The sequence below is a fragment of the Sporosarcina saromensis genome, from assembly GCF_054901285.1.
Genome location: NZ_CM142738.1, coordinates 2086205 through 2112275, shown reverse-complemented (window position 1 = coordinate 2112275; position 26071 = coordinate 2086205). Strand labels below are relative to the sequence as shown.

Genomic DNA, 26071 nt, shown 5'->3' with positions numbered 1-26071 from the left:
CGCACCATACCCTTCATGCCCCTCCCCAACACAAACCCATTCAAAGAAAACCCTAAAAATGTTTAAACCTACATATTTAACGGGAAGTATTTTTGTAATGCCCACTCTATCCGAATACCTCTACAAGGAGGGATTTTATTGTCGCAACTTGATATCAAGCGGAAATTACCTATTTTACAAACACATGTAACTTTTATGTTACCTTTTAGTTACGAATCGGGAAAGAAAAAAGAAGTAGCAAAGTTGCTGGAACAAAATCAGTATGCATATTTTTGCTTGCGAGATGAGAAAAAGCGAGAGAATCCTTCTTATTACGGAGAATCGATTGTTGTGGAAGAAACAGAACTGGAACAATATTTTTATCCATATATCGAGCATAAACTTTTCCCTACTTCCATTCAGTCCAAAGGGTTTCATCGCTTCAGCAAATGCCAACAAAAGGAGTACCAATTTCAAATTCGCTCTGACCTTTATTCGTTCATCATTCATAGTACTGATATTGTATTAGCACCATTTGGTATTGGTTTTTTATCGATACGACTTGAATTGACCGATACCTACGAATACTCTGATGTACTCGATTTTCTTCAACATTTCCGAGCAGTCGAGTCAAATTTGGATGAAAATAAAGGTTCACATATCATTACTACTGAAAATACGAAGCAATCCATGCACGATTTCATTTTTACGTGTTTAAGCCCTTACCTAAAAGACATTGTTATACAAAATGATAGACTAAGAGGATACTTTGGTTCATTGCCTTACATTGAAGATGAGAGGATGTTCGTCACAACGTTCATGATTACTGAAGAAGGCCGTGAGCTGACTGATACAGATTTGTTTCGACTTGGCAGTTTAAATGGCAAAACTCCAGCCGGTGAACCTTTTATTGCAACAACAAATCCAAATTACATGCAGCGCTCTCTCTCAACTTCATTACATGACCGTTGGGGACCCAACTTGTTTATCGTTGCAACTGATCATGCATTTGCAACGATTTCTAACCGGCCCATTCAGCAACTGTCTACTGAATTGTCCCATTATATGGGTACACATTATTACAACATGCTCCTTCATTACTATTACAAAATCATGCTCCTTCGTGTGTCGTTCGAATATAGTGAAATCGAGTGGAAAAAAGATGAGCAGTACGTCCGTTCATTGATAAAACTTATTACATTATTTTCTTCTTGGTACTACTTTAAAGTAGTGAGTACACGAAGCGAAGGCAAGGAGTTGTCACGTCTATTCAGAGAAGCATTCTCGATTGAACGCTTGTACAACGAAGTGAGCAGTACTTTACAAGAATTATATAAAAGCCAAGAGAATAGCCAAGCAAATCGTGTTAATACATTGTTATTCATTTTGACAATTTTCACGGTGGTATCTGGCATTTACGGCATGAATCTAGTTATTGCAGATTGGGAGTCACCTTCAGGCTGGAAAAAATTCACTACCTATACGGTGTTTGAATGGATTTCTCTTATCACTGCTCTTGCTGGAATTGCCCTGTCTGGCTATTTGATTTTTTATACTTTCGGAAGAATTCTTCGCCAAAAATGGCGTAGTATGCGACATTCCTTAGATGATGAATAACACTTCGCTGAAGTCCTGAAAATGGATTTCAGCTTTTTTCATTGGAACCCTTGATTTCCAATCGTTTTTTTGTATAATAAGAAAGGTTTATAGTAAACTAAAAGTACAGTATTACTAAACTCCGTTTTTGGAGGAAGGAATGTTATCCATGCAAATAGGGAGTAAAATCAAGAGACTTCGTCTTAAAAAAGGATTAACGCAAGAAGAGTTAGGTGAACGGACGGACTTGACGAAAGGTTACATCTCACAATTGGAAAGGGAAGTTACCTCTCCTTCCATTGAAACATTGTTCTCCTTATTGGAAGTCCTCGGAACAACTCCGAAAGAATTCTTTGAAGATCCGAAGAAAAACCTGAAAGTGGTCTACTCACCTCACGATCAAACAACCTATGTCAATGATGAACTCCGCTATAAAATACGTTGGCTAGTGCCCCGCTCGAATGAAAACGAAATGGAGCCTGTCCATATCACTTTTTCATCGAACGGAGAATTTAAGCAATTTGAACCCTCTTCAGCAGAAACATTCATTTATGTATTGACAGGTAAAGTGGAAATTGAATTGGGAAAACGTACATATACGGCCAACAGAGGCGACTCAGTCTATTATGATGCGTCGGATCATCATCGGATTTTCAATGCACATGACGGGCCAAGTGAACTGTTACTCGTCGCTACAGAATCTTATTTATGAAAGAAGGAGGATAACAATTATGACAACTGAACCAATTATTCGTTTTGAAAACGTAAGCAAACAATATGGTGAAGATACAACGGTTTTGGATGGTGTCTCGTTTGAAATGGAACGGGGGAAATTTTATACATTGTTAGGACCTTCAGGTTGCGGAAAAACAACAATCCTTCGGCTAATTGCCGGTTTTATTGAACCAACTGAAGGCACGATTTACTTTAACGGGAAAAATATTAATACGGTCCCAGCAAATGAACGTCAAGTAAATACCGTATTTCAAGACTATGCTCTCTTTCCTCATTTAAACGTGTATGAAAATGTCGCGTTTGGCTTACGCATCAAGAAAGTAAAAAAAGCTGAAATCGATACACGTGTAAAAGAAGCGCTAAAATTCGTAAACTTGGCTGGTTATGAAAGTCGGGAAATTACAGAGATGTCTGGCGGTCAACGTCAACGTGTAGCGATTGCAAGAGCAATCGTCAACGATCCGGAAGTCATTTTATTAGATGAACCCCTTTCGGCCTTAGACTTGAAACTGCGCTCTGAGATGCAATATGAGTTACGGGAATTACAGCAACGTTTAGGAAAAACATTCGTGTTTGTTACACACGACCAAGAAGAAGCACTCGCGATGTCCGATGAAATTTTCGTCATGAATGCAGGTTCCATCCAACAATCAGGCACACCAATCGATATTTACGATGAGCCGATTAACCGTTTTGTTGCTGATTTCATCGGTGAATCCAATATTGTTTCCGGAAGAATGATTGAGGATTATGTAGTCGAATTTACAGGTAAACGGTTTGATTGTGCAGATGCAGGATTACAGCCAAATGAGAAAGTAGATATCGTTTTGCGGCCAGAAGACTTGGAAATGACGACGGTCGATAAAGGAAAATTGAATGTGACTGTCGATACACAGTTGTTCCGTGGTGTTCATTATGAATTGTCAACATACGACAGTGACGGTAATGAGTGGCTCGTTCACTCGACAAAGAAAGCTGAAGTTGGAGCTGTCATTGGACTAGATTTTAATCCTGAAGATATTCACGTCATGCGATTGAATGAATCTGAAGAAGACTACGATGCAAGACTTGAAGCCTACGGAGCGATTGCTCATGAAGAATAATCGACTCCGTCCCGTTTATACGATCCCTTATGCTGCATGGATCATCTTGTTCGTTCTTGCACCGATTGCACTCATTGTGTACTATTCATTTTTCGACTTGACCGGCAATTTTACACTTGAGAACTATCAAAACTTCTTTTCGTCCGTTTATTTGACGTTGACGCTCAGTTCTTTTTGGTATGCATTTCTCATTACATTTTTTTCGTTGCTGATTGCTTACCCAACTGCATACTTATTGACAAAAACGAAGCACAAGCAACTTTGGCTTTTACTGATCATCATTCCATCATGGATTAATTTGTTACTGAAAACGTATGCTTTTATCGGTTTGATGGGATTGTATGGACCTGTAAATGCATTTTTAGATGTAATCGGCATTGGCAAACAACAAATTCTGTTTACGGATTTCAGTTTCGTCTTTGTTTCGGTTTACATTTTCATTCCGTTTATGATTCTTCCGATCTTTAATGCACTTGATAAGTTAAATCCAGCTTTAATTGACGCCTCACGTGATTTAGGTGCTAACTCATGGACAACGTTCAGGCGGGTCATTTGGCCGCTTACCATTAATGGTGTGAAATCGGGCGTTCAAGTCGTATTTATTCCTGCATTATCACTCTTCATGATTACAAGACTTATTGCGGGGAATAAAGTCATCACACTTGGTACAGCAATTGAACAACAATTTTTAGTCACGCAAAATTGGGGCATGGGGTCCACCATTGCCGTATTCCTTATTTTGTTCATGTTCATTATCATGCTCGTAACAACAGCTAAAGAAAAGGAGGCGACTAACAATGGAAAGAATCGGTAAGCTTCCTAAACTTTTTTTGGCGGTCGTTTTCATTATTTTATATGCACCCATCTTTTATCTCATGTTCTACTCATTTAATTCGGGTGGTGGCATGTCAAACTTCGAGTCTTTCACGCTTGAACATTACGCAGCAGTTTTCGAAGACAAACGACTCATTATTATCGTCATCAATACAGTTATTGTCGCCTTGCTTTCTGCCTTATTATCGACAACCATTGGGGTAATGGGCGCACTTGCCATCTATTTCATGCGAAATAAAAAAATGCGGAATGCAGTATTGTCGTTGAACAATATCCTAATTGTCAGCCCAGATGTTATCATTGGTGCTTCATTTCTCATTTTGTTTACAATTCTTGGCGTGAAGCTAGGTTTTGCATCTGTGTTGATTTCACATATTGCCTTCAGTATTCCAATCGTAGTCATCATGGTACTGCCTAAACTTGCTGAGATGAATCCAACGCTAATTGACGCTGCACTAGATCTAGGAGCAACGCGAAAGGATATTATGAGGAGAGTCATCCTACCTTTCATTCAACCCGGAATATTTGCTGGCTTCTTCTTAGCTTTGACCTATTCATTAGACGATTTTGCAGTTACATTTTTCGTTACCGGAAATGGATTCTCCACGTTATCAGTTGAGATCTATTCAATGGCAAGGACAGGGATCAGCTTGACGATTAACGCCTTATCCGGTCTAATATTCATCGTCACCGTCCTATTAGTCGTCGGCTACTACGCCATTAATCAAAAGTTAAAAACTCCTTTTGCGGGGGTGAAGAAATGAAATCTTTATTACAAGTAGCAATACTTATTTTAGCTGTATCTGGAGTTCTCTTCTTCATTAATGGAGAATTGAGCGAAGGAAGCAAGTCAGGAAAAAATACAATTACTGTCTATAATTGGGGGGAATATATTGACCCTGAATTACTTAAACAATTTGAGCAAGAGACAGGCTATAAAGTTATTTATGAAACATTTGACTCCAACGAGGGAATGATGGCAAAAATCGAGCAAGGCGGAACAGCATACGACATATCCGTCCCATCCGAATACATGGTTGAAATGATGGTCGAAAAAGATCTTCTTTTACCGATTGATTATAGTAAAATTCCAAATATCCAACATATCGATTCTTATTTTCTCAACTTGCCATTTGACCCTGGCAATACGTACTCAATCCCGTACTTTTGGGGCACTGTAGGAATAGCTTTCAATCCAACGCTTCTCGAAGGGCAAACGTTCGAAAGTTGGGATAATCTATGGGATCCTTCGTTAAAGCAACGTGTCATCCTCGTAGATGGTGCACGCGAAACAGTTGGTATGGGCTTAAACTCATTAGGGTACTCGCTAAACTCAACAAACCCTGCTGAACTTCGGCAAGCTGTCGACAAGCTGAAAACACTCAAGTCAAATGTTAAAGCAGTGATTGGCGATGAAGTAACCCAACTAATGATTAACAATGAAGCCGCAATCTCCTTAACATGGTCTGGGCAAGCTGCAGATATGATGTATGAAAACGAGGATATAGACTACATCGTTCCAGAAGAAGGCTCAAATTTATGGTTTGATAATATTGTTATTCCAAGAACGAGTAAAAATATTGAAGGTGCCCATGCGTTCATTAACTTTATGTTAGACCCTGAAGTAGCGGCTCAAAACGCAGATTATGTTGGGTATTCCACACCTAATCAAACTGCTTTGGACCTTATGGATCCTGAAGTTGTATTAGATGAACGGTTTTATCCCGACGAAGAAACAAGAAGTGAATTAGAAGTATATAAAAATCTCGGCCTAGAATTACTAGGAATCTATAATGAACTGTTCCTTGAATTCAAAATGGATTTGAACTAAAGACAAATTAATCGTATGAGGATGACTGGAGTTTTGCATTCCGGTACAGACTTGAAAGTTCACTTTATACGAATTCTTAAAATGCATGGAGGCATATCGCCCTCATGCATTTTTATGTACTGTTCCTGATTTGTTTTACGCTTCGCATGCCTTTAAATCTCCTATTAACTAACCAAATCGTTTCCTTTTCTCAATCGTGTGTATTTGGCTATTTACTATGGTAAACTATTTCAATAACGTAATTACTATATTGAAAGGCGGTGCGCATTTGACAGGTTCAAAATCCACCAATATCGCACTTATCGTTTTGATGTTCAATATGTTCATCGCGATGGCGGGCATCGGTCTAATTATTCCGATCATGCCTGAATTCTTAAAAACTTTCGGCGCCGCTGGTATGGTACTCGGATTCCTCATCGCAATCTTCTCTTTTGCTCAATTCATCTTTTCTCCTCTGTCAGGAGATCTTTCAGACCGACATGGCAGAAAGAAAATCATTATTATCGGCTTGTTCATATACGGTGCTGCGCAACTCGCTTTTAGCTTATCTACAGAATTATGGATGCTTTTTGCCGCAAGATTCTTTTCAGGATTTGGTGCAGCTTTTCTTGTACCGCCAATGATGGCATTCGTAGCGGATATTACAACACTTGAAGGAAGAGGAAGAGGAATGGGCCTATTGGGAGCTTCCATGTCGTTAGGTTTTATGATTGGACCAGGCATCGGGGGTTTCCTTTCAACAATTAGTTTACATTTTCCATTTTATTTTGCTGCAGGTGCTTCTTTTTTTGCAGCACTCTTATCGATCATCATTTTACCGAATCCTACACCAACAATTTCAATGGAAAAACAGCATAAACGACAAGATCATCTTTTTAAGCAACTAGTGAAATCTACAAAAACACCTTATTTTGTCTTACTAATCGTCATGTTTGTATTTTCATTTGGATTGGCTAATTTTCAATCGACGATTTCTTTGTATGTCGATCAAAAATATGGCTATACGCCTACCCAGATTGCAGTTCTCATCACAGTCGGTGGGTTTGTAGGCGTTATCGTTCAAACATTTGTCATCAATCCATTGTTTAAGCGATTTGGGGAAATGCGTATTGTTCTTGTCAATCTTCTCATTGCAGCCGGTGCGATGCTCGCAATTCTTTTTGTAGATCTTTTTTGGACGATTCTATTGGTCGCTACTGTGTTTTCCACCGCTACTTCCCTCTTGCGTCCAGCAGTCAATACGCTCGTCTCTAAACTTGCAGGAGAAGAACAAGGTTTTGCAGCAGGTATGATGAATGCATATATGAGTTTAGGAAACATGTTTGGACCAGCACTAGCAGGCTTTATATTTGATATAAATTATACATTTCCTTACATACTCGGTACTGCGATCTTACTCATTTGCTTTGCCATTGCAAATGTCTGGTCTGTCAAAAAGAAAAATATCATTGCAGCTACACGGACTTAAAAAGTTCTACTTACAGTCCTTACTATCTACAAACAAAAAGCCCCTTACTCTCTCGCATGTATGCTAAAGAGTATAGGGCTCTAATTCGTTATCGTCTCTTTTTCGCTTTTAATAAAGCACCTACATGGTCTTCGCTCGATGAAGGCGTGGAGACAGACTCCGTATCGTCTTTCTTTCTTCGTACGAGTCCACCTAACATTCCAAAACGTCGCAATGTAATATCTACGAAAAACAGGATCATCCCTAACATTACAAGCCACTGAGCAATCGGTAGCTGATCAGCACTTTTATAAGGATGAGGACGAAAAGCTTCTGTTGGTTCTTCCAGTACCTTCCCCCCTGTACGTTCTGAAATTTTTTCTAATAGCTGAACATTCGGCTCAGCGTATTTGAATTCATCACTATAAGGAACAGAAACACCCGCTTCAAAGAGTCCTCCTTTATCGTCTGAAACTCCAAAGAATACAAGTCCAGGATCAGTATCCAGCGTAACTCTCACTTTCCCCGGTGCGAGTGGTTCAGAGACAAAATTCACATCATTTCCTTTTTCATTTACAATGGCAATATCCAGGAACGCTGAATTTTTCGACGTATCCGTCACTGTATATGTGCCTCCACGTTCATGCGTAATTAGATACGGGACACTTTCATACGACGGTAGCAATCTAGAAACAGCCGCGTTCCAGAAATCACCATATCCTCCCCACCTCGCAAGATCTCCAGCCCATTTACCTGTAGAATCAGATGTAAATGCAACGGTACGTCCTAATCCATACATCCATTCAGCAAGAATAGGGTCTTCTTTCGGACTCTCAGCGACAATCGTTGACGTGCCTTTTGGAGTTGTTGCGATATATGCATTCATTTGTGGAACTCCTTCTGTAAAGAGTGAAGTCCATTCAGGCACATTATTCAAATTCATATAAAATGGATTGTCCTCAATATATGTTCTCGTCAGCATAGAAGTCTCACGGGTTAGAATAGCAGGGACTGTCGACTCATCGATTGCATTATAAAATCGGCCTCCCCCCAATTCAGCGAGTTCTTCCAATAGACCAACATCTGCATCTGTGCCAATTGATACGGTAGATAAAGTAACGTTATTTGTCTTACCTTCCGTAATGATGTCTTCATAATCCGAAGGCATCGATGATTGGCCGTCCGTCAGTAAAATAATATGCTTCCTCTGAAGCTTCAAATCTGCCAAGTCTTCATATCCTTTTGCAACGGATGGGAAAATATCAGTTCCGCCTGCTACCGGTATAGAAAGAATTTGATCGATAACATCTTGTTTATCTCCCAGTGTCCCTACAGGAATGACTTCCCAAATTTCATGATCAAACGCTGTAAAACCAAACGTATCATCATTTCGGAGAAGATCGACTGCTCGGGCAGCTGCTTCCCTCGCAATGACAATTTTAGATCCTGACATACTTCCAGATCGGTCCATTGCAATGACAAGTCCAAGAGATGGTAATTGCTCTTTCCCTTTCACTTCCATCTCAACAGGTAACAACCTCTCAATTGGTGATTTAAAATAACCGCCAAGTCCAAAGCTATCTTCACCACCAACCATCATGAAACCTGTACCGAAATTTTTAACAGCTTGTTCAATCACGGTCATTTTATGCTCACCTACAAGATGACCAGGGACATTGTCAAAAATAATGGCACCATACCCTAAATAACCCGACAACGTTTCAGGCAGTTGTTCAGCTTGCAAAACATCGACATCCATTGCATTCTGATCCAACAAAGAAGGTATGACAGATGGATTACGTTCAGTTTGAACAACGAGCACTTTCGGTGATTGCTCCACCATTGTTACGGAAAGCATTCGATTGTTTTCGAGTAGACCATCATTTGGAACAATGAGCTTCGCTTCATATTTCAACAAACCGGATCCTTTTGCCTCCATGGAATATGTGAAGACATTCCCACCTTCGTCCAATACAACTTCTTCCCGATTAATCTCTTCATCGTTTCGGTAAATAAGCAATTGCCCCGCTGTCTTAGACGATGACTCAACTTCAACTCGGAGTAGCTGCTTTTCGCCTTCAAACGCAGTTCGCGGCGTGTCGAATAATGAAATGGATGCATCTGCCACATTCGTTTTCTTCAATACAACGGTATCAATCTGGACATGGCTATTTTCATACTTCGGGAGCAATTCCTCGATCGACCCATCCGTCTCCAATCCATCCGTTAACAGAACAAGTCGAGTTGCTACATTCCTTTTTGCTAATGCAACAGACAAATCGACCGCGTTCGCAATATTAGTCTTATTCGCTGTAGGTAACGGTTCAGGAGATGCTATATTTACTGCTTGGTCTGTCAACTGATGATCTGTTCGAAAGCCACCTCCGAATGAATAAATGCCGGAAGCTTGATACTCTTTACGTTCTTTTAAACTATCCGCAATCCATTGTTCAGCTAGCTGACCGGCATCTTCAATCGATACAGACCTATCCACGACAAACAAGATTTGTTCTTCTTTATGCGGTAGATTAATATAGGGAACGGTTAGTGCAAATACAAGGGAAATGATGACTGCACTTCTTAATACAAATAAAATTGCACCTTTGCTAATGACTTTTAATTTTGATGCTTTCCACGTATAACCCATATACAGTCCAATCGGAACAAGCAATAGCAGCCACAACGGTTCAATTATTCGGATATCCACGACGTCTTTGCACCTCCCACTCTAGTACTAACAGAAGGAGAACTGGCAATAAAAACAGCCAACCTATCAACTTTTTACCTTCTTCTTGGTTTTTCTGTTGGGTAGAACCGAGTTGATAGCCTTTTCCATCTGCAACTGTTTTTTCTGCAGCATCAAGTTGTACAGACAGAAAGCTCTCATTACCTTCATCGAGTAACTTATAGATGCCTGGTTTTGAAGGGGCAACAAAACTATTGCCATCCGTGAATGTCGTTACATATTGATCATCAAGGGTGAATAGTTCTAGGGATTCGGCTCCGCCTGTCACAATTGCTTTACGTTCATTTGGTGTAAAAGAGCCGATAAGTTCACGATCCGTTCGCAACAACTCTGAAGCACTCCAAAAAAACAACGGAAACGACGGATGTAATGGCCAATCTGTTAAGTCGATATCTGTTAATACTACAATATCCCCTCGAGAAGACTGCTGAATGAAAGGCCTATCATTGATTGAAGCAAGTGTTGTGAAACCCTCAAATGGAGGATAGAGTTCACTTACATACACTTCTTCAATCGAAGCAACTGTAAATAATGGGTTTGGTACCGTCTCAATGTCCCCCGCTACTTCTTCTGCCGAAACGTCATTTCGCCCAATTAACAAAATTGGTTCCGTCCCTTCATCTAAAAAAGAGGTCTGATTTGTGACAAGTATCGCTTGATCTCTTGATAGGTTCAATTCATTTGTAGAACCAGTTGTTACAGTCAAGCCAATTGCCTCAAATGCTTTTTTCACAAGTTCATGGAGCTGAACGTCAACAATAACTTCCGTTGACTCTTTTCCTAACAACACGATTGCTTCATTATCCAAAAGATAGTCATCTTCCGCTTCTATCTTCACACTAACAACAGTCATTACTGGTAACTCCTTGAAGCTTAATAGCTCTTCCGATTGCCCTTCTACAACTACATTTTCTGCCGCAAGCTGTTCACCCGTCAATTCATTCTTCAGCAGGACTTTCCCTTCCAACTTCATCGCTGACTCATTTTTCAATTTGACAATTGCTTCTGTATGATTTTGAGAGGATACAGCTCCAAACTTTTCAATCGAAATATTCGTGAGTGGTTTGTCGTTGTTATGAATGTTCCACGAAATACCATTTTCGTTTTCCATAAAAAATGAACGATCCAAGTAATCTGTAAAAATATGAACATCTGCGCCGCCCGTTTTTGCAATAGATTGGACGATTTCAATTGCCCGATCCATATGTTCATGTTCGTAGTTCAGTTCCAATTGATCAATTGTCCCTAGAATCAAGCGTAAATCTTTTTCTTCCCGCAAAAGGAAAGAAGGCTCTTTACCAGTTGTGATAACGGAAATCGCTTCCCCTTCTTTTTCTTCTGCTAGAGCAAGCAATTTTTTCTTGTTCCGCTCAAACAACGATACTCCGTCAACCATAGCCCCCATTGAGGCTGATGTATCAATGACAAAAATTGAATGTTCTCCTACCACGTTCTCTTCAGCAACATAAGGCTTTAGTAACACAAAGAGAAACAACAATAACGCAGCCATTTGTAAATAAAACAAAGCATTTTGTTGTAGATTTTTTAAATAGGGCGATACTTTCGTTTCACGCATCGACCTTTCCCAAAATAAAGTGGATGAAATTGTCGTCGTCACGTATTTCTTCCGAAAAAAATAATAAAGAAGGACGGCGAGCGGGAAAATTGCCGTCCACAAATTATTCAATTGATCCAAACCCACTTAGCCGTCCCCCTTCAACGTAGCCAACCAATATGGCGCATCTTCTTAGTAAACACTTCCATGACGCCATCTGTGACTTCTGTACGCACCAGCTGGATACCGTATTTATTCGCCAGTGCTCGTATTTCCGCTTCATGCCTACTTTTCTTTTCTTGATACTGTTGTACGATACGGTGATTTAGTGATACTTCCACGATTGCTTCATCCTCAACGTCAATAAATCTTACATCTCCTTCATAAGTCGGCACTTCTTCTGTACGAGAATGTATTGTCATAACACGGACGTCTCTGCAAATACCCGGAAGTCTTTTAAAAAGCAACTCCCACTTTGACAGTTCTTCCAGCCCGTCTGTAATGATGAACAACACCGTAACGGCTTTTGGAACATGACGAAGCGCATGATCAGCAAAACCATTAGGGGACGAAGGTGCTGGTAGTTGCGAAACAAATTTTTTAAAGGAAGCCCGATGGAGTGCCCCCTTCTTTCTGAAGAAATAGTTCTGCTCTGCTGTCCAAGTTGAAAAGGAAACGGTATCACCGCTTTTTAATGCAATCTGTCCAAATCCAATTGCAAGCTGGCGAGCAAAGTCCCACTTGCCATCCGTTCCCATCGATTTTGTGGAATCGAGCAGTATATGTATCCGCATCTCCTGTTCGTCCAAAAACTGTTTAATGAACGGCTTATCTGTACGGGCAAACACATTCCAATCGATGTGGCGCAAGTCATCACCGGGATGATACTCTCTAAAATCAGAGAAATCCAATGAAGTACCTGTTTTCGTTGAACGATGTGTCCCTTTATGGTGGCCAAGACGCCGTGATTTTGTCGCAATGGTTAGTGCACCTAACCTTTTTGTCAAACCATCCGGAAAGAGTTGTTCACCCATTAGACAGATGCTCCTTGGCGAATCTCTTCCAATAATTTATCGATCAACTGATCTACGTCGACACCTTCCGCTTCACCTTCATAATTGATGAGGACCCGATGGCGTAATGCAGGTTTAGCGACTGTCTTAATATCAGCAATTGACACATGGAAGCGTCCAGAAACAAGCGCTCTTGCTTTTGCTAAACGAATAATGGACTGCAAGCCCCGCGGACCACTTCCGTATTGCACGTACTGGCTCCATTCGTTACCTGTTTCAACTTTTTGATGGGTTGCAGCAATCAAATCGACTGCATAATCGACCATTTCATCTGCAATTACGACAGTTCTAACCATTTCTTGTGCTTCAATGATTTTAGTAGCTGTCATCACTTTTTCTACACCGATTGTACGAGGTCCTGTCGTTCGCTTCATAATTTCTTTCAATTCTTCTTTTGTTGGATACGGAAGTAAAATCTTGCACAAAAATCGGTCCATTTGCGCTTCAGGTAAAGGATATGTCCCTTCCATTTCAATCGGATTTTGAGTTGCCAATACAAAAAATGGATTGGCCATTTTTCTCGTTTCACCGAGAACCGTTACGGTCTTTTCTCCCATCGCCTCTAACAGAGCACTTTGGGTTTTAGGTGTCGCTCGATTGATTTCGTCTGCAAGGACCATTTGGCCAAATATCGGACCTTCTTTGAAGATAAATCGTTGAATTCCATCCTTATCACGTTCTAAAATACTTGTGCCTGTAATGTCTGCTGGCATTAAATCAGGCGTAAATTGGATACGCGCAAAGGATAGGTCCAACACTTCAGAAATTGTTCGAATAAGCATTGTTTTTCCGAGACCTGGTAAACCTTCAAGTAATGCGTGACCGTCAGCTAATATGGAATACAGACAAAAGTCAACTGCTTCTTGCTGGCCAACGATGAATTTCCCAATCTCACTCCGCACTTCAGCAAGTTTGCTACTCATTTCTTCAAATTGTTCAGGTGAAAAAGACATGTATACATCCCCTATCATTTATCATTCAATTGATGAAAAGTAATCAGAAAGGACACGTTGTAAATCTGCTGGAAGTTTCATTTTATCAGACCCTTTTAGATACGCATCTTTGTAATTTCCGATTACTTCTTTATACGGACGTATCGTCCCTTTCTCTGTTAACCCTTCCCGCTCGTTCTCTTCGATGAAATCCCCTTCACCAAGTTTTCCACTGTCGATAGATGAATTGGTTTGTTTTCCTATTCTGTTTGCAGGAATGGATAAAAGGTCACGACCACCTTTTCCAGTACCTGCTCCCATTCCACTTCCCGGCCCTTGACCTTGACCTTGGCCCTGGCCTTGACCTTGGCCTTGGCCCTGACCTTGGCCCTGACCTTGACCTTGACCTTCGCCTTGACCTTCGCCTTGACCTTCGCCTTCGCCTTGACCCTCGCCTTGGCCCTCGCCTTGACCTTCGCCTTGGCCCTCGCCTTGGCCTTCACCTTGGCCTTCGCCTTGACCTTGACCAGGTTTACCGTTTCCGGTTGAATTACTTGAACCAGATTGTGTAGATTTTCCGGCATTAGCCAATGCAGGCAATGATGGTGCTTTGCCGATTTTATTTAAAGCACTTTGAGTCTTCCCGGCTTGTTGTGCTAATTGGTCAACGAGAGGTTGAAGTTGATCCAACTCCTCTTGTTCGGAATCATTCAGCCCTTCAACAGATTGTTTCTCAGTTAACTTTTGTTCTTTCAATTTTAGCTCTTTCTGTTTTTTCACTAGCTCCTTCAGCAACTGCTCAGATGTTGGACTTTCTTTTAATTGATTAGCTAGTTCTTCGAGTTCTTTTTTTAACTCCGGTACTTTTTCTTTCTTCGCTAAATCTTTTATTTCTTTTTTCAACTCTTCAACAATCTCTTTTTCTTTTACAACTGCCTCTGCTTCTTCTTGTGCAACTGACGGGAACAAAAAGAGCAACGTTGAACAGATTGAAAAAACAAAAATACCCACTATCATTTTTGCATGGATAAAATGCTTATCCCGTTTCTTGAATTTTTCGTACGCAGTCGGTACTTGCGCTTTTGCATTACCGACTAGTACATCGGCTAAATTTGTTTGTTGGTCGTCCACATCCAAAGCCGTAACAAGAAGATTGTGCGGTAAATAATGATCCAGTCTCCACACAGCTTCTTGACGATGAATTCGTTTCAAAAGGATAACAATGACGGCGATGAGAAGTGTGCCAAAAGATGCCCAAAAAGCAATCTGCTCATAGTAAGGCAGGATAAACAATCTGGAAGCGGCAAGTATTACCGTATAAACCAGGATGGAGATGAACAAACCTGTTTGCAATTGATAAATCGATCGCTCAAAGCGAAGAGCTCGTAACGCACGATCTACATATCGTTGTAATGCTCTTTTCCCTTCCAAAAAGTTCACCTCATTTTAATTTTTTCATATTAACACGCAATCTCTTTACTGCAATGAAAAGAGAAAACATGGTAAGAATACCGTAGAAAATTAAATAACCTGCCCAAATAGGAAAATCGATATTCGTCATCTCATGAATGGTTCGATTCATATCAGGTGATAAAAAAGTAGCAAATAAAACCGCCGGATTAATGGACGCCAAAAACTGGCCTAAATAGGACGGTGACATAGATGGTGTACCCATTTGTGTATACATTTTCATTTGCATCGTTATGATGAAAAGGAAGCCAGTTACGACCGAAAGGAACAACATTGAGCCATACGTGACAATCATCGACACAATTGTTCTACGGAGTAATGTCGAAAACATTACGCCTAAGCTTCCGATTGCAAGCAATGTCACAAATAAAAATAGAAGCATTTTTAAAAAATGCATTGGTGAAATACCACCAAACAAAAACACCAAACTGTAAACTGGAAGACCTGCAACAATGAGTAATAAAAGAAATGCTACCGAAGACAACATCTTTCCAGAAATGATTTGGAAAGAGCTTTGAGATGTCGTCAATAGGATCGGTAATGTCTGCTTTTCCCGTTCAGAACTTATAGCTCCCGCTGTCAAGCCAGGTGCCGTAAACAGCACAAGACCTAATTGTATATAGGATAGAAACGCAAAAAGGACGAAACTTTGACTTGGTCTGAAATAAGAGCTACCACCAATATTAACGGTGAGAAAAATGTATCCAAAGACAAACACACACATTGCAAGTAAGAAAAACAAGATGCCGTTGAAGCCTTTAAAGGATCGGAAACGCAATTTCAGCTCTTTCGCAAGAACAGGATTGTTGAAACGCATAATCAGTCCGCCCCTTTCGTTATTTCCATAAAGACATCTTCTAAATTCGTAATATGCTCCATGAACGATAATATTTGTATATTTGCAAGCATTGCTTTTCGTAACATATTTGCTTGCTCAATATCCGTTCCTCTATAAGTGAAAGAGAATCCATCGTTTTCCTCAAGCAACTCAACAGTACTAACATAAGGTTGTTCTTCAAAAAATGTAATCGCTTCTGCTCGATCACCGACTGTGCGCACTGTAATTTGCTTTTCACCTTGCAATTTTTTTTGAATTTCCGTTACAGATCCATGTGCAATTAACTTCCCATTATCAATTACACCAATTTCATCACACATCTCTGCAAGTTCCGGCAGTATATGTGATGAAATCAAGATGGTTTTACCCATCCCTTTCAGTGTTCTTAAAATGTCTCGCATTTCAATTCTTGCACGAGGATCAAGTCCTGATGCTGGTTCGTCTAGAATCAGAACTTTTGGATCATGTATAAGACTTCTTGCCAAACATAGTCTTTGCTTCATCCCACGGGATAATAAGTCAACATACGAATATCTTTTATGGGATAGATTAACAAGTTCTAGTAATTGTGGTATGAGTTTTTTTCTTTCATCTTCTGGAATTCCATAACTAGCTCCATAGAAATCCAAATATTCATCCGCTTTTAACTGATCGTATACCCCAAAGAAATCCGGCATGTAGCCGATCAACTTTCGTATTTCATCCGGTTTCTTTCTCACGCTAATTCCGTTAATGAAAACATCCCCTGAAGTAGGTTGCAACAAAGTCGATAAAATGAGAAATGTCGTTGATTTGCCTGCTCCATTTGCACCAACAAATCCAAAAACCGTCCCTTCATCTAACGAAAGGTTTAAATTATCTAACGCAGTAAATTGGCCATATTTTTTTGTTAGTCCCTGTATGTCAATCATTTCTTCACCTCGCCATGCAACTTGATGATTGGGGGTTGTGCCTCATTGCCATGCTGTTTATTGATAAAGTCCAATTTCAATTTAACGACCCCATCAGTTGTTAGGTAACGATCTAACGTATCAATTGTCAAACTCGTTTCCGATTCAAGTGGTTCGTATTCGTTTGTTTGGATATTTAATATACTCACATCATACAAGTTCTTCTTAATCTTTGAGATATCCATGGACTTCCACGTAAACGCTTTTTCTAGCAAATCTTTCGGTAGATGCCATGATTGGATGTATACATCTTCGTCAAAATAATACATGTTCCCTGCGTACCCACTTGAATGTGCAGGCATATTATTCACTTCAGACAAAAGCTCCATCGTCATCATTTCGGCATCAACAGAAAAAGCTCCGCTAAATTCGATATTCGGTGTAAAAGCTTGTGACACCATCGTGAATGCATCTGTTGATGCTTTTGTGCCTTCCAATTCAACTGGAATAAATTTTGTATCTGTGTAGCCGATTACGACTGGCTTTGGTTGGTTATTCATGAAATCACCAGAAAAAGAAAGGACACTATCTTTACGCATTTTCATTAGATCATCCGTCGTCGCAGCAGGTTGATAACCCATATACATGGAATTTGAGGACTGCTTTCTGATGAGCGTAGATGTTTTTAACGTTTCATTCACTTTCACTGTTTCTCCAGGACCTAAATCACCAACTGTAATTTGTTTTGTTCCAGACCAAATCGCCACATCACTTAATGGAAAAGGAAAATTGTTTGTAATTTCACCCGTTAACTGTTTATCTTTTACGGTCAGATCAATTGCAAACGTACCGACTTCGTTTAATGTCGTTTGACCAAAAACGGTCGCAACGTCCCAGTATCCGACGTCTCGTACATACAAGTTCAAACTACTCGCATCTTTTTCCAGTATCGCCCTTTTATGCGCACTCGTCCCCATTTGAGAAGGACCGAAGAACCCTGAAGAATACGGTGTAAATGTTGATAAAATCGTCTCACGAGGTGCTGTGAACACGAAGTCTCCACCTTTATGTGTTAAAATCGATTCAACAAAATACCCTGTCATCGTTCCGTCCTGATTGACATCGAAAACAGATGTCTGTTGAATTTGTGCTTTCCCAATACGATCGTGCGCACCATATGCAAAAATGAATACGGAAACGACAATTGATATGGCTGGGATGATCCACCAAGCATGTTCCCGTTTGTCTTTCCGTTTTAAAACAAAATATAATACAGGGATAATAATAATGATATATAGAATGATGATTCCGAAAATGAACGGAGCGGAAACTTTAAAAGAAGGAAACAATTCATTTGCATTACCGATTGTCCAGCGCAAAGAGTCCATCGGTTGGTCATAATAGTTCATACTTCCGCCTACCATTAATGATTGTTGCACATTATTCAGAATCTGATTCCACACGATAGTTGCATCAGATACTTTTGAAAATGGTTCATCCCCAACCGAGAAGGCAGTCTGTACGACCATTCCTTTTCCGAGTTGGTTGGAAGCGGCTAATATGTCTGAACCAGATGCATGGATAACAGTTGCTCCCTTGTTCAATGTCGCCTTTGCTAGTTGAATATCTTCTGTGAATCCTTTTCTTTTTGTCCAGTCATTAAAAACCTGTGGGCTGATTGTTTTGTTTTCAGCAACTTTAAGAGGCAAAAATTCAGCAAAAGTACCTGCCTCGGCATCTACATGATCCGATCCACCAAACACGATGATGCCTCCACCTCGAACCCAATTCACAAGAGATTCCTGCTCTGATGGAGATAAATCCGCAACTGGATATTCGTCTATGATAATAATATCAGCCGGTCCCCATCCAGCAGCTTCATCAGGCAGTTTAATGGATGCCACTTTTGTGCTATCAATCACTTGAGTAGAAGAAGTATTATTCAATCTGATGCCTTTTACTGCAGAAAGTCGATCAACGTTATCTGTAAACGTTGTGATGATTTTCGTATCTTCGTGATACATGGCAACTGTTATTTGTTGAGAACCTTTATGCTGAATTTCTTTACCTTTTTTCCATCCACCTTCATAAAAGTAAATAGATTTCGTATTTAATCCATACATATTAAAATCAAACATTTTCGAAACAACAAAAGATACGGTTTTTGTTTCACCTGCTTCTATCGACAAAGGAAAGACTTCTCCAACACCCGATTCATACGTTTGTTGCGTATCGATGACCATGTCACCGTTAAATGTTGAAGTTCCATTATTCTCGACTTCAATTAAAATCGGTGCTCCTTTTCCGTATTTTGCCTTGCCGTCAAAACCCGCAGACACCTTCACTTTTAATTCTGGTGCTGCAGCCGCATGGACAGTTGGCAGGAACAAGCATACAGTTAGCAGCATTGCTATGATTGCCCACTGTTTTTTCCACATGTAGACTCCCCCTAATCGGCAATTGCCATTTATCTATTTAGCTTTCTTAATTAGTACGTAGGAAAGGAAAGAAAGTTCCCCTTTATTCTGATTCTTTTCTTAATTTTTCAGCATGCGCCATAACCACTTCTGTAAAAGCACTTACTTGCTTTAACGCAAATGTGGAATCATACCCAATCAGCCATGTATCCCTTGTCAATTCGAATTCTTCTTCACTATTCAAAAGAGGAATTTTGTTTACTTTTTCATCGCCCGTTAACGTAATGTTTGGCAAAATCGCATAACCAATTCCATTCAGTGCAAGTTGTTTGCACGTCTCAATTTGGTCGACTGTAATTTGACGGCCGGGATATTGAGAAAAATGTCGTTGCCACCATCTCTGAATTTCCATGTAATAATTCGAATCACTTTTGAATTGAATGAACGGTCGATCTGTATTTTTCAATTCATCAATGGATTGTATTTCTTGATCGACTAAATACAATTTATCCCTAAATAAATACGTTTTCTTGCTCTTCCAATCCACTTGTCCACGTACAATTCCAACATGGGCCTCCCCATCATAGAGAGCTTTCATAATTTCAGAACTCCAACCTGTCATGAGAGAAACTTTTGCATCGGGGTACATTCTGACAAATTCTTTTAATACTTGCGGCAACCAAGTTTGCCCAATAATGGATGCACACGCAATACGCAACGTACCATGTACTTTGTCGGCAAGTGAAGCGATCATTTCCAATGTTTCTGCTTTCTTTAAAATCGTTTCTCTTGCATACGCGATAACAAGTTCGCCTGCAGGTGTCGGTTCCAAGCCTTTTTGTGAGCGGATAAACAGCATTGCACCCCACTCTTTTTCAATCGTCTGTAGACGTTGTGACAATGCCGGCTGCGAGAGAAATAATCGCTCAGATGCTTTGCGCATGTTTCCTTCTTCGGCAAGTGCTTTAATAATTTCCAATTCAGTTGTCGTCACGTTCATTCATCCTCCCTCTTGGAATGCGTAAAATGAGTAATACACTTATGACGGCAAAGAGAAGCACGACAATATAGACCCATTGCAATGAACTGTCCAATGCTTCTTGGAGAGATTGCAACTTCAACGTTGGCAATAACAATCGCTCATCTACGGTTAATAGTGCGTTTATATCATTTACTTCATAAAAAAGGTGCTCTCGCTTAAAAATAAATAAAAGTGATCCATTTAGGACTGCACCAAAAATAGCTGCTCCAATTGTATTGCCGAAATTTCGCATAAACATATTTGCAGCTGTAGCCGTACCTCTTTTTTCCCGACCAACAGATCCTTGGATTGTGACAGTGAACGAAGTGCTTGTTAGCCCCATGCCGACACCAATGAAAAAGCTGGCAACTGCTGCCCATACCGGTCCTGATTCGCTTGACATGAAGACGAACAGAACAGCACCAACAATGAGAGAAAGTCCACCAACAAAAGAGACTGGAAAGGGACCAAATCTCACTAATAAATGGCCAGCAACAGATGATGCAATAGGCCAGCCAATGGACATCGTCGTTAAAGTAAATCCAGCAATAATTGCAGGTTGTTCCATTACGCCAGTTACAAAAGTCGGCAAATAAGTCGAAACGCCAATGAGAATGACACCAGTCGTCAATGAAACTAGATTGGCATAGAGGATAACCGGATTTTTCCAAATAGAAAATGGCATCATCGGATCTTCTGCAACACGCTCGACAAAAATGAACAAAGTAAATAGTGCAAGACCCAAAACGAGAAGGACAAAGCTAATACCAGAAAGTCGTGGAAACCCTTGTCCTCCTTCAACCAACCAAAAAAGAAGGAACGATAACGACAGCGTCAGTAATAACGCTCCTTTCTTATCAATTGCCACTTTACGTTCAACTGCTGGTTCATGCAAAAACAAATAGACACCGGCCATCGCCAATAGTCCAAGCGGAACATTTACCCAAAAGATATATTTCCAATCTACGTATTGAACAATGAGACCACCGATAACTGGCCCTGAGACGGCAGATATCCCCCACACACTCGACAAATAGCCTTGTATTTTTGCTCGCTCTTCCGTCGTGTAAATATCTCCTACGATCGTTGTAGCAATCGGCATCACTGCACCAGCGCCTAACCCTTGAATGAATCTGAAAACAATTAACATTTCCATGGATGTCGCCAAACCACAAAGAATAGAGCCGATTAGAAAAATCGAAAGTCCTAAAAAAAATATTGGCTTGCGGCCAAATAGATCAGCAAGTTTCCCATAGACTAAAACTGTCACCGTACTCATTAATAAATAAGATGAAAAAATCCAACTATATCTTGAAAAGCCCCCCAACTCTGCTGCAATTGCGGGCATAGCTGTGGAAACAATTGTCGCTTCAACAGCCCCAACGAACATTGCAAGCATAACTGAAACAAGCACGAGCGGCCGTTTTGTCGTTATACCTTTCGTCATATTCATCCCTCCATGACCCAACCATAATTTATGTATACAATTAGGAAAAGGCCCCAATTTGGAGCCTTCCTTGTTACGCATACTGACGAATCAGACTATCGAATCGATTATTTTGTGTAAATGTATTTTTTAAACTCTTTTAACATGACTCTTCTTGTCAATATCCCTGCAAATGTCCCGTCTTCTTCCGTAACACATAAAAACGTATGGTTAATTAACAAATCTAGTCCTTTTTGGAATTTATCGGTTGTTTTAATTGTAGGTAAGTCTGTTTGCATAATGTCATCGACTTTTAAGTCTGAAAGCCGTTCGTATTCAATTCGTTCCAATCCTAAAATGGAATCCGTAATCATCCCGATACCAAGTAAACCTCTTAAGTGATTTTTCGAATCAATGACAGGAATGGCAGAATAACCAGTCTTGGTCAGGACGAGAAGGGCGTGTTCAGCATTATTCCCAACTTGCACATGTGCAACTTTCTCAGACGGAATAATATAGTCTGTAATCGGCACATGCAAAAAATCCCTGTTATTTACAGAAATCATAAATGAATCGCTCCTTCGGTTCTTAAGCTGTCTAACAAATCTTCAACACTATCATACCATAAGTGTCTCCCAACAGCGTATCATATTGCGAAAGAGCATTAGAATAAGGGCAAGAGAAATAAAATCAATGCAGGTTTGTTGATTAACTCACTTATTTACAGTTAAACTCCTTCGAACCCGTTGGCTTGCGTTCCGGCGCACGCTTTCCGCGGGGCACTTCCAACGCGTCTGCCTGGAAATAAAGAAAGTAATTTGGACAACCTATACAAAGTGAAAAACCTCTTCTCATGAAGAAGAGGCCCAATAATAAAAAATCACGAACAGAATGAACACAGATGCGACAGCGATCACCCAAATAATCGGATTCACAGTAAAAGGGTTTTCTTCCACAACCTCTGGGATTTGCTGGTCTTTATTGTTCAGACGAACTACAGGTTCATTCCAATTTCGCACAGATTTCCACCCAATATAAGCGATAATAAGAATGACAATCACAACTGGAACTGTCCAAATATCCATCATACTAGTAAACCTCCCTACTTCATTATGACGTAGGGTGTGCGATTTAATGGAAACAATACTAAAGCAATTCCTATTAGAAAGGATATTGGTTCAACCACTGTCCACCATCTAATGTGACGATTTCCCCATTCATATAAGCTGCTTTATCAGACATAATGAAAGCTGCTAATTCAGCGATCTCTTCAGGTTTTCCTACACGCCCAAGAGGAACGGAATTGATTGTACGTTGAACCGCTTTTTCAGATTGGAACAATTTTTCAGCTCCACCTGTGCGCTCAATAGGTCCTGGTGCAATTCCATTTACCCTAAAGCCGTACTTACGTCCCCACTCGACAGCTAATGTTCGAGTCAACGACATGACACCAGCTTTCGCAGCTGCCGAATGAACAACCCCTGGGCCTGCATCCCATGCATATGTGGCTAACATGTTTAAAATGTTCCCTTTTTGCCCCTTTTCTATCCAATACTTGCCAACAGCACTTGAACAGTAAAAAGTTCCATTCAATACAATGTCAATTACCGCATTCCAGCCATTCGGTGATAAATCTTCAGCTTGGACAATGAAATTTCCAGCTGCATTATTTACAAGTCCATCAATCTTACCGAATTTCTCATCTGCAAACTCAACTAGCCCCTGCACTTGCTCAGTTGACCGGACATCCATTTGATAACAATATGCAGATTCCCCAATTTCTAATTTTGCTTGTTCTAGTTTCGCTTCATCCCGTCCTGTTATTATGACGTGAGCACCCTCTTCAGCAAACTTTCTCGCCATATACTTGCCCATCCCGCTAGAACCGCCTGTTACAATAATGACTTTTTCCTCAAACATGTTACTCCCCCTTTATGAATGAATACTCACTCATAATTATAGCACAATTTTCTGTATATGATATAGATGAACACTAAAAAAGCACATGAAAATGTGTCACTTCTTACACACCTTCATGTACCTCATTTTTTTAGTTAAATCCAGTCAAAATATTGATCGACAATTTGTGAAGCGGGAACGGGTTTGCTAAACAAGAACCCTTGTGCTTTATGGCATGCCGCCGCTTTAAGAATTTTTGCTTGCAACTCTTTCTCCACACCTTCAGCTATCACTTCCATTCCAAGGTTATGGGCTAAGTTAATAATCGTTTTTGCAATTGCTTCGTTCTTCTTATCATGTTCAATGTCTTTTATAAAAGACCGATCGATTTTAATAATATCAATGGGGTATTGCTTTAAATAACTTAAAGACGAGTATCCTGTTCCAAAGTCATCCACTGAAATAGTTACACCAATTGCTTTTAGTTTTTGCAAGGTTAATAAAGTATCGTTCATGTGCATTAATGCTGTTTCCGTAATTTCTACTTCAAAAGAAGAGGCATCTATTTCATGTTTTTCTATTAATTCTTTCGTTTTCAGTGCAAAATCTCCAGATCTGAATTGTTTCGGAGAAATATTTACAGCGATTCGAACCGGACGATATTGTTTGTCTTGCCATTCTTTCAACTGCTTACAAACAACTTCTAGCACCCAATCACCTATCGTATGAATCAGACCGGATTCTTCCGCTAAAGGGATGAATTCCATCGGTGAAACAAAACCGAACTTTCGATTATTCCATCGTAACAGCGCTTCAAAACTATCGATTTGCCCTGTATTTAAATTTACTTGCGGTTGATAATAAACCGCAAGCTCATTAAATTCAATTGCTCGACGAAGATGGGATTCCATTAAAGCCAAATCTGTAAATGTGCTATTCATATCTTCACGATAAAACCGATAATGGGACCTACCATTCTCTTTTACGTACAAAACAGCTTGCTCAGCCTTCTGCAATAATCCTTCAAGTGATACACCATCATGTGGATAGACTGAAATACCGACTGATGCAGAGATGAAATACTCTTGATGATTGTAATAGAAAGGCTTTGTAAAATCACTGAGAATCCGCTGTACCAATGATTCTGTGCTGTCAATGGAATGGTTCCGGAAAGAGATAATGTATTCGTCCCCTCCATTTCGATACAGCTTACAATCCTTTCTACAAACCATTTTTATTCTGTCGGCAATCATCTTCAGCATTTCATCCGCACCATTGCGGCCAAGAGAATCGTTAATCGTTTTAAAGCGATCCAAGTCTAAATGAATAAAAGACAAATATTCATCACTTTTCTTTGCATAGTCGGCATCCACTTTAAAATGTTCTTTTAATGCACGTCGGTTCCATAAACCCGTCAATTGATCGTGATAAGATAAAAACAATAACTTTTCATTATTCTTTTGATGATAAGAAGTATCGCGCAAAATCAAGTGAATTTCATCAATTGATCCGTTAATTTTTACAGGAATTGCTTTTATATAGGAAGTCACATACTTTCCTTTTTTATGAAAGAATGATATCCCTTCCATTTCTAATGACTCACCGGCAAAAGCCCGTGCGATAAAGTGATCGAATTCCTCTTTCTTTTCATCACTCAAAAGATCGATGACAGAACGTCCGGACAGTTCTTTCATTCGATAACCAAACGCATTATGAACGGATATATTTGCATACGTAATACGATTGCTGCGATTAATTGTAATAATCGGATCTAAATTATGCTCAATTACTGACATATATTTTTGTTCGAATTCTATACGGATCATCTGTTCTTCCAATAGCGCTTCTTGTGAACGTAATTCAATCACATACATTTCTTGATAATGTTCTGAAGCTTGGCGAATGATAATTGACTCAAATAAGTGAGCTTGTTCATATATTTCATAAGCGATCTGTTTTTTACTCGTTTGTGTAGAGCACATTGTCCCTATCTGTTTACGTAAAGGCGCCCAGAATGGTCCAAAGTAGCTGGCCGCGTCTAGCCCTTCACTTTCTTCAAAAAACCGCTTTGCTTCTTCGTTTGTGGACAGAACCGTCCAATCGTCGCCGTGCATACTGCCGATCAGGATGGCAAGACTGTGAGGATGTTGTTGTAAATATGTACACAGTGTTTCGTCATGATGTTCTTGTACAGTTTTATTCTCCATGTATGCCTCCATGCATGTCGATTGTCTTTTAACGAGCAGTAGGGGGACATCTCTTGCTAAGGGCGATCATTA

At 40.0% G+C, this 26071-nt stretch carries 21 protein-coding genes; 7 read left to right on the top strand and 14 right to left on the bottom strand.

The window, feature by feature from the left end; translation table 11 throughout:
• Nucleotides 1-138 precede the first annotated feature (138 nt).
• The 7 genes from ACVHUV_RS10615 to ACVHUV_RS10585 all read left to right on the top strand — a co-directional run bounded on the left by ACVHUV_RS10615 (nucleotide 139) and on the right by ACVHUV_RS10585 (nucleotide 7546).
• Nucleotides 139-1596, top strand: a complete 1458-nt coding sequence (locus ACVHUV_RS10615) for a hypothetical protein (RefSeq protein WP_462084593.1) — start codon at nucleotides 139-141, stop codon at nucleotides 1594-1596.
• Nucleotides 1597-1744: 148 nt separating this feature from the next.
• On the top strand, nucleotides 1745-2287 hold the full coding sequence (gene relB / locus ACVHUV_RS10610) for a type II toxin-antitoxin system RelB family anti-toxin (protein WP_317941953.1): 543 nt from the start codon (nucleotides 1745-1747) through the stop codon (nucleotides 2285-2287).
• 19 nt (nucleotides 2288-2306) lie between these two features.
• Complete coding sequence (locus tag ACVHUV_RS10605) at nucleotides 2307-3413, top strand: ABC transporter ATP-binding protein (protein ID WP_317941801.1); 1107 nt, start codon at nucleotides 2307-2309, stop codon at nucleotides 3411-3413.
• Nucleotides 3403-4227: an ABC transporter permease gene (locus ACVHUV_RS10600; protein WP_317941803.1), complete on the top strand. Its 825-nt coding sequence runs from the start codon at nucleotides 3403-3405 to the stop codon at nucleotides 4225-4227. Before ACVHUV_RS10605 ends, ACVHUV_RS10600 begins: the two co-directional genes overlap by 11 nt.
• A complete protein-coding gene (locus tag ACVHUV_RS10595; RefSeq protein ID WP_317941804.1) occupies nucleotides 4211-5011 on the top strand; it encodes an ABC transporter permease in 801 nt (266 codons plus the stop codon). Before ACVHUV_RS10600 ends, ACVHUV_RS10595 begins: the two co-directional genes overlap by 17 nt.
• A complete protein-coding gene (locus tag ACVHUV_RS10590) occupies nucleotides 5008-6078 on the top strand; it encodes an ABC transporter substrate-binding protein (RefSeq protein ID WP_462084592.1) in 1071 nt (356 codons plus the stop codon). Before ACVHUV_RS10595 ends, ACVHUV_RS10590 begins: the two co-directional genes overlap by 4 nt.
• Before the next feature lie 268 nt (nucleotides 6079-6346).
• Entirely contained in the window at nucleotides 6347-7546 is a 1200-nt protein-coding gene (locus tag ACVHUV_RS10585; RefSeq protein ID WP_462084591.1) for an MFS transporter, read from the top strand.
• A gap of 88 nt (nucleotides 7547-7634) precedes the next feature.
• On the opposite strand, the gene ACVHUV_RS10580 is transcribed toward ACVHUV_RS10585, so the two are convergent.
• From ACVHUV_RS10580 to ACVHUV_RS10515, 14 genes are all read right to left on the bottom strand, one after another.
• Nucleotides 7635-10232, bottom strand: coding sequence for a VWA domain-containing protein (locus ACVHUV_RS10580; RefSeq protein WP_462084590.1), 2598 nt, complete (start codon nucleotides 10230-10232; stop codon nucleotides 7635-7637).
• A complete protein-coding gene (locus ACVHUV_RS10575; protein WP_462084589.1) occupies nucleotides 10213-11973 on the bottom strand; it encodes a vWA domain-containing protein in 1761 nt (586 codons plus the stop codon). Before ACVHUV_RS10575 ends, ACVHUV_RS10580 begins: the two co-directional genes overlap by 20 nt.
• A gap of 14 nt (nucleotides 11974-11987) precedes the next feature.
• Nucleotides 11988-12860 (bottom strand): DUF58 domain-containing protein, encoded by an 873-nt coding sequence (locus tag ACVHUV_RS10570; RefSeq protein ID WP_317941809.1) that lies wholly within the window; start codon nucleotides 12858-12860, stop codon nucleotides 11988-11990.
• Entirely contained in the window at nucleotides 12860-13852 is a 993-nt protein-coding gene (locus tag ACVHUV_RS10565) for an AAA family ATPase (protein ID WP_317941810.1), read from the bottom strand. Before ACVHUV_RS10565 ends, ACVHUV_RS10570 begins: the two co-directional genes overlap by 1 nt.
• Before the next feature lie 21 nt (nucleotides 13853-13873).
• Complete coding sequence (locus ACVHUV_RS10560; protein ID WP_462084588.1) at nucleotides 13874-15262, bottom strand: DUF8809 domain-containing protein; 1389 nt, start codon at nucleotides 15260-15262, stop codon at nucleotides 13874-13876.
• A 10-nt stretch (nucleotides 15263-15272) separates the two neighbouring features.
• Entirely contained in the window at nucleotides 15273-16118 is an 846-nt protein-coding gene (locus tag ACVHUV_RS10555; RefSeq protein WP_462084587.1) for an ABC transporter permease, read from the bottom strand.
• Nucleotides 16119-16120: 2 nt separating this feature from the next.
• Entirely contained in the window at nucleotides 16121-17050 is a 930-nt protein-coding gene (locus ACVHUV_RS10550; protein WP_317941812.1) for an ABC transporter ATP-binding protein, read from the bottom strand.
• Nucleotides 17047-19467, bottom strand: a complete 2421-nt coding sequence (locus ACVHUV_RS10545; RefSeq protein WP_462084586.1) for a DUF8725 domain-containing protein — start codon at nucleotides 19465-19467, stop codon at nucleotides 17047-17049. The genes ACVHUV_RS10550 and ACVHUV_RS10545 overlap by 4 nt, the downstream gene beginning before the upstream one ends.
• 82 nt (nucleotides 19468-19549) lie before the next feature.
• Nucleotides 19550-20446 (bottom strand): transcriptional regulator CcpC, encoded by an 897-nt coding sequence (gene ccpC, locus ACVHUV_RS10540; protein ID WP_317941815.1) that lies wholly within the window; start codon nucleotides 20444-20446, stop codon nucleotides 19550-19552.
• Nucleotides 20427-21914, bottom strand: a complete 1488-nt coding sequence (locus tag ACVHUV_RS10535; protein WP_462084585.1) for an MDR family MFS transporter — start codon at nucleotides 21912-21914, stop codon at nucleotides 20427-20429. The genes ccpC and ACVHUV_RS10535 overlap by 20 nt, the downstream gene beginning before the upstream one ends.
• Before the next feature lie 107 nt (nucleotides 21915-22021).
• A complete protein-coding gene (cbpB, locus tag ACVHUV_RS10530; RefSeq protein WP_317941817.1) occupies nucleotides 22022-22459 on the bottom strand; it encodes a cyclic-di-AMP-binding protein CbpB in 438 nt (145 codons plus the stop codon).
• 285 nt (nucleotides 22460-22744) lie between these two features.
• Complete coding sequence (locus tag ACVHUV_RS10525; protein WP_317941818.1) at nucleotides 22745-22981, bottom strand: hypothetical protein; 237 nt, start codon at nucleotides 22979-22981, stop codon at nucleotides 22745-22747.
• 73 nt (nucleotides 22982-23054) lie between these two features.
• The gene (gene fadH, locus ACVHUV_RS10520; RefSeq protein WP_462084584.1) at nucleotides 23055-23813 is read right to left on the bottom strand and encodes a 2,4-dienoyl-CoA reductase; all 759 of its coding nucleotides are present in this window, start codon (nucleotides 23811-23813) and stop codon (nucleotides 23055-23057) included.
• Between the two features lie 134 nt (nucleotides 23814-23947).
• The gene (locus tag ACVHUV_RS10515) at nucleotides 23948-25999 is read right to left on the bottom strand and encodes a putative bifunctional diguanylate cyclase/phosphodiesterase (protein WP_462084583.1); all 2052 of its coding nucleotides are present in this window, start codon (nucleotides 25997-25999) and stop codon (nucleotides 23948-23950) included.
• Nucleotides 26000-26071 lie beyond the last annotated feature (72 nt).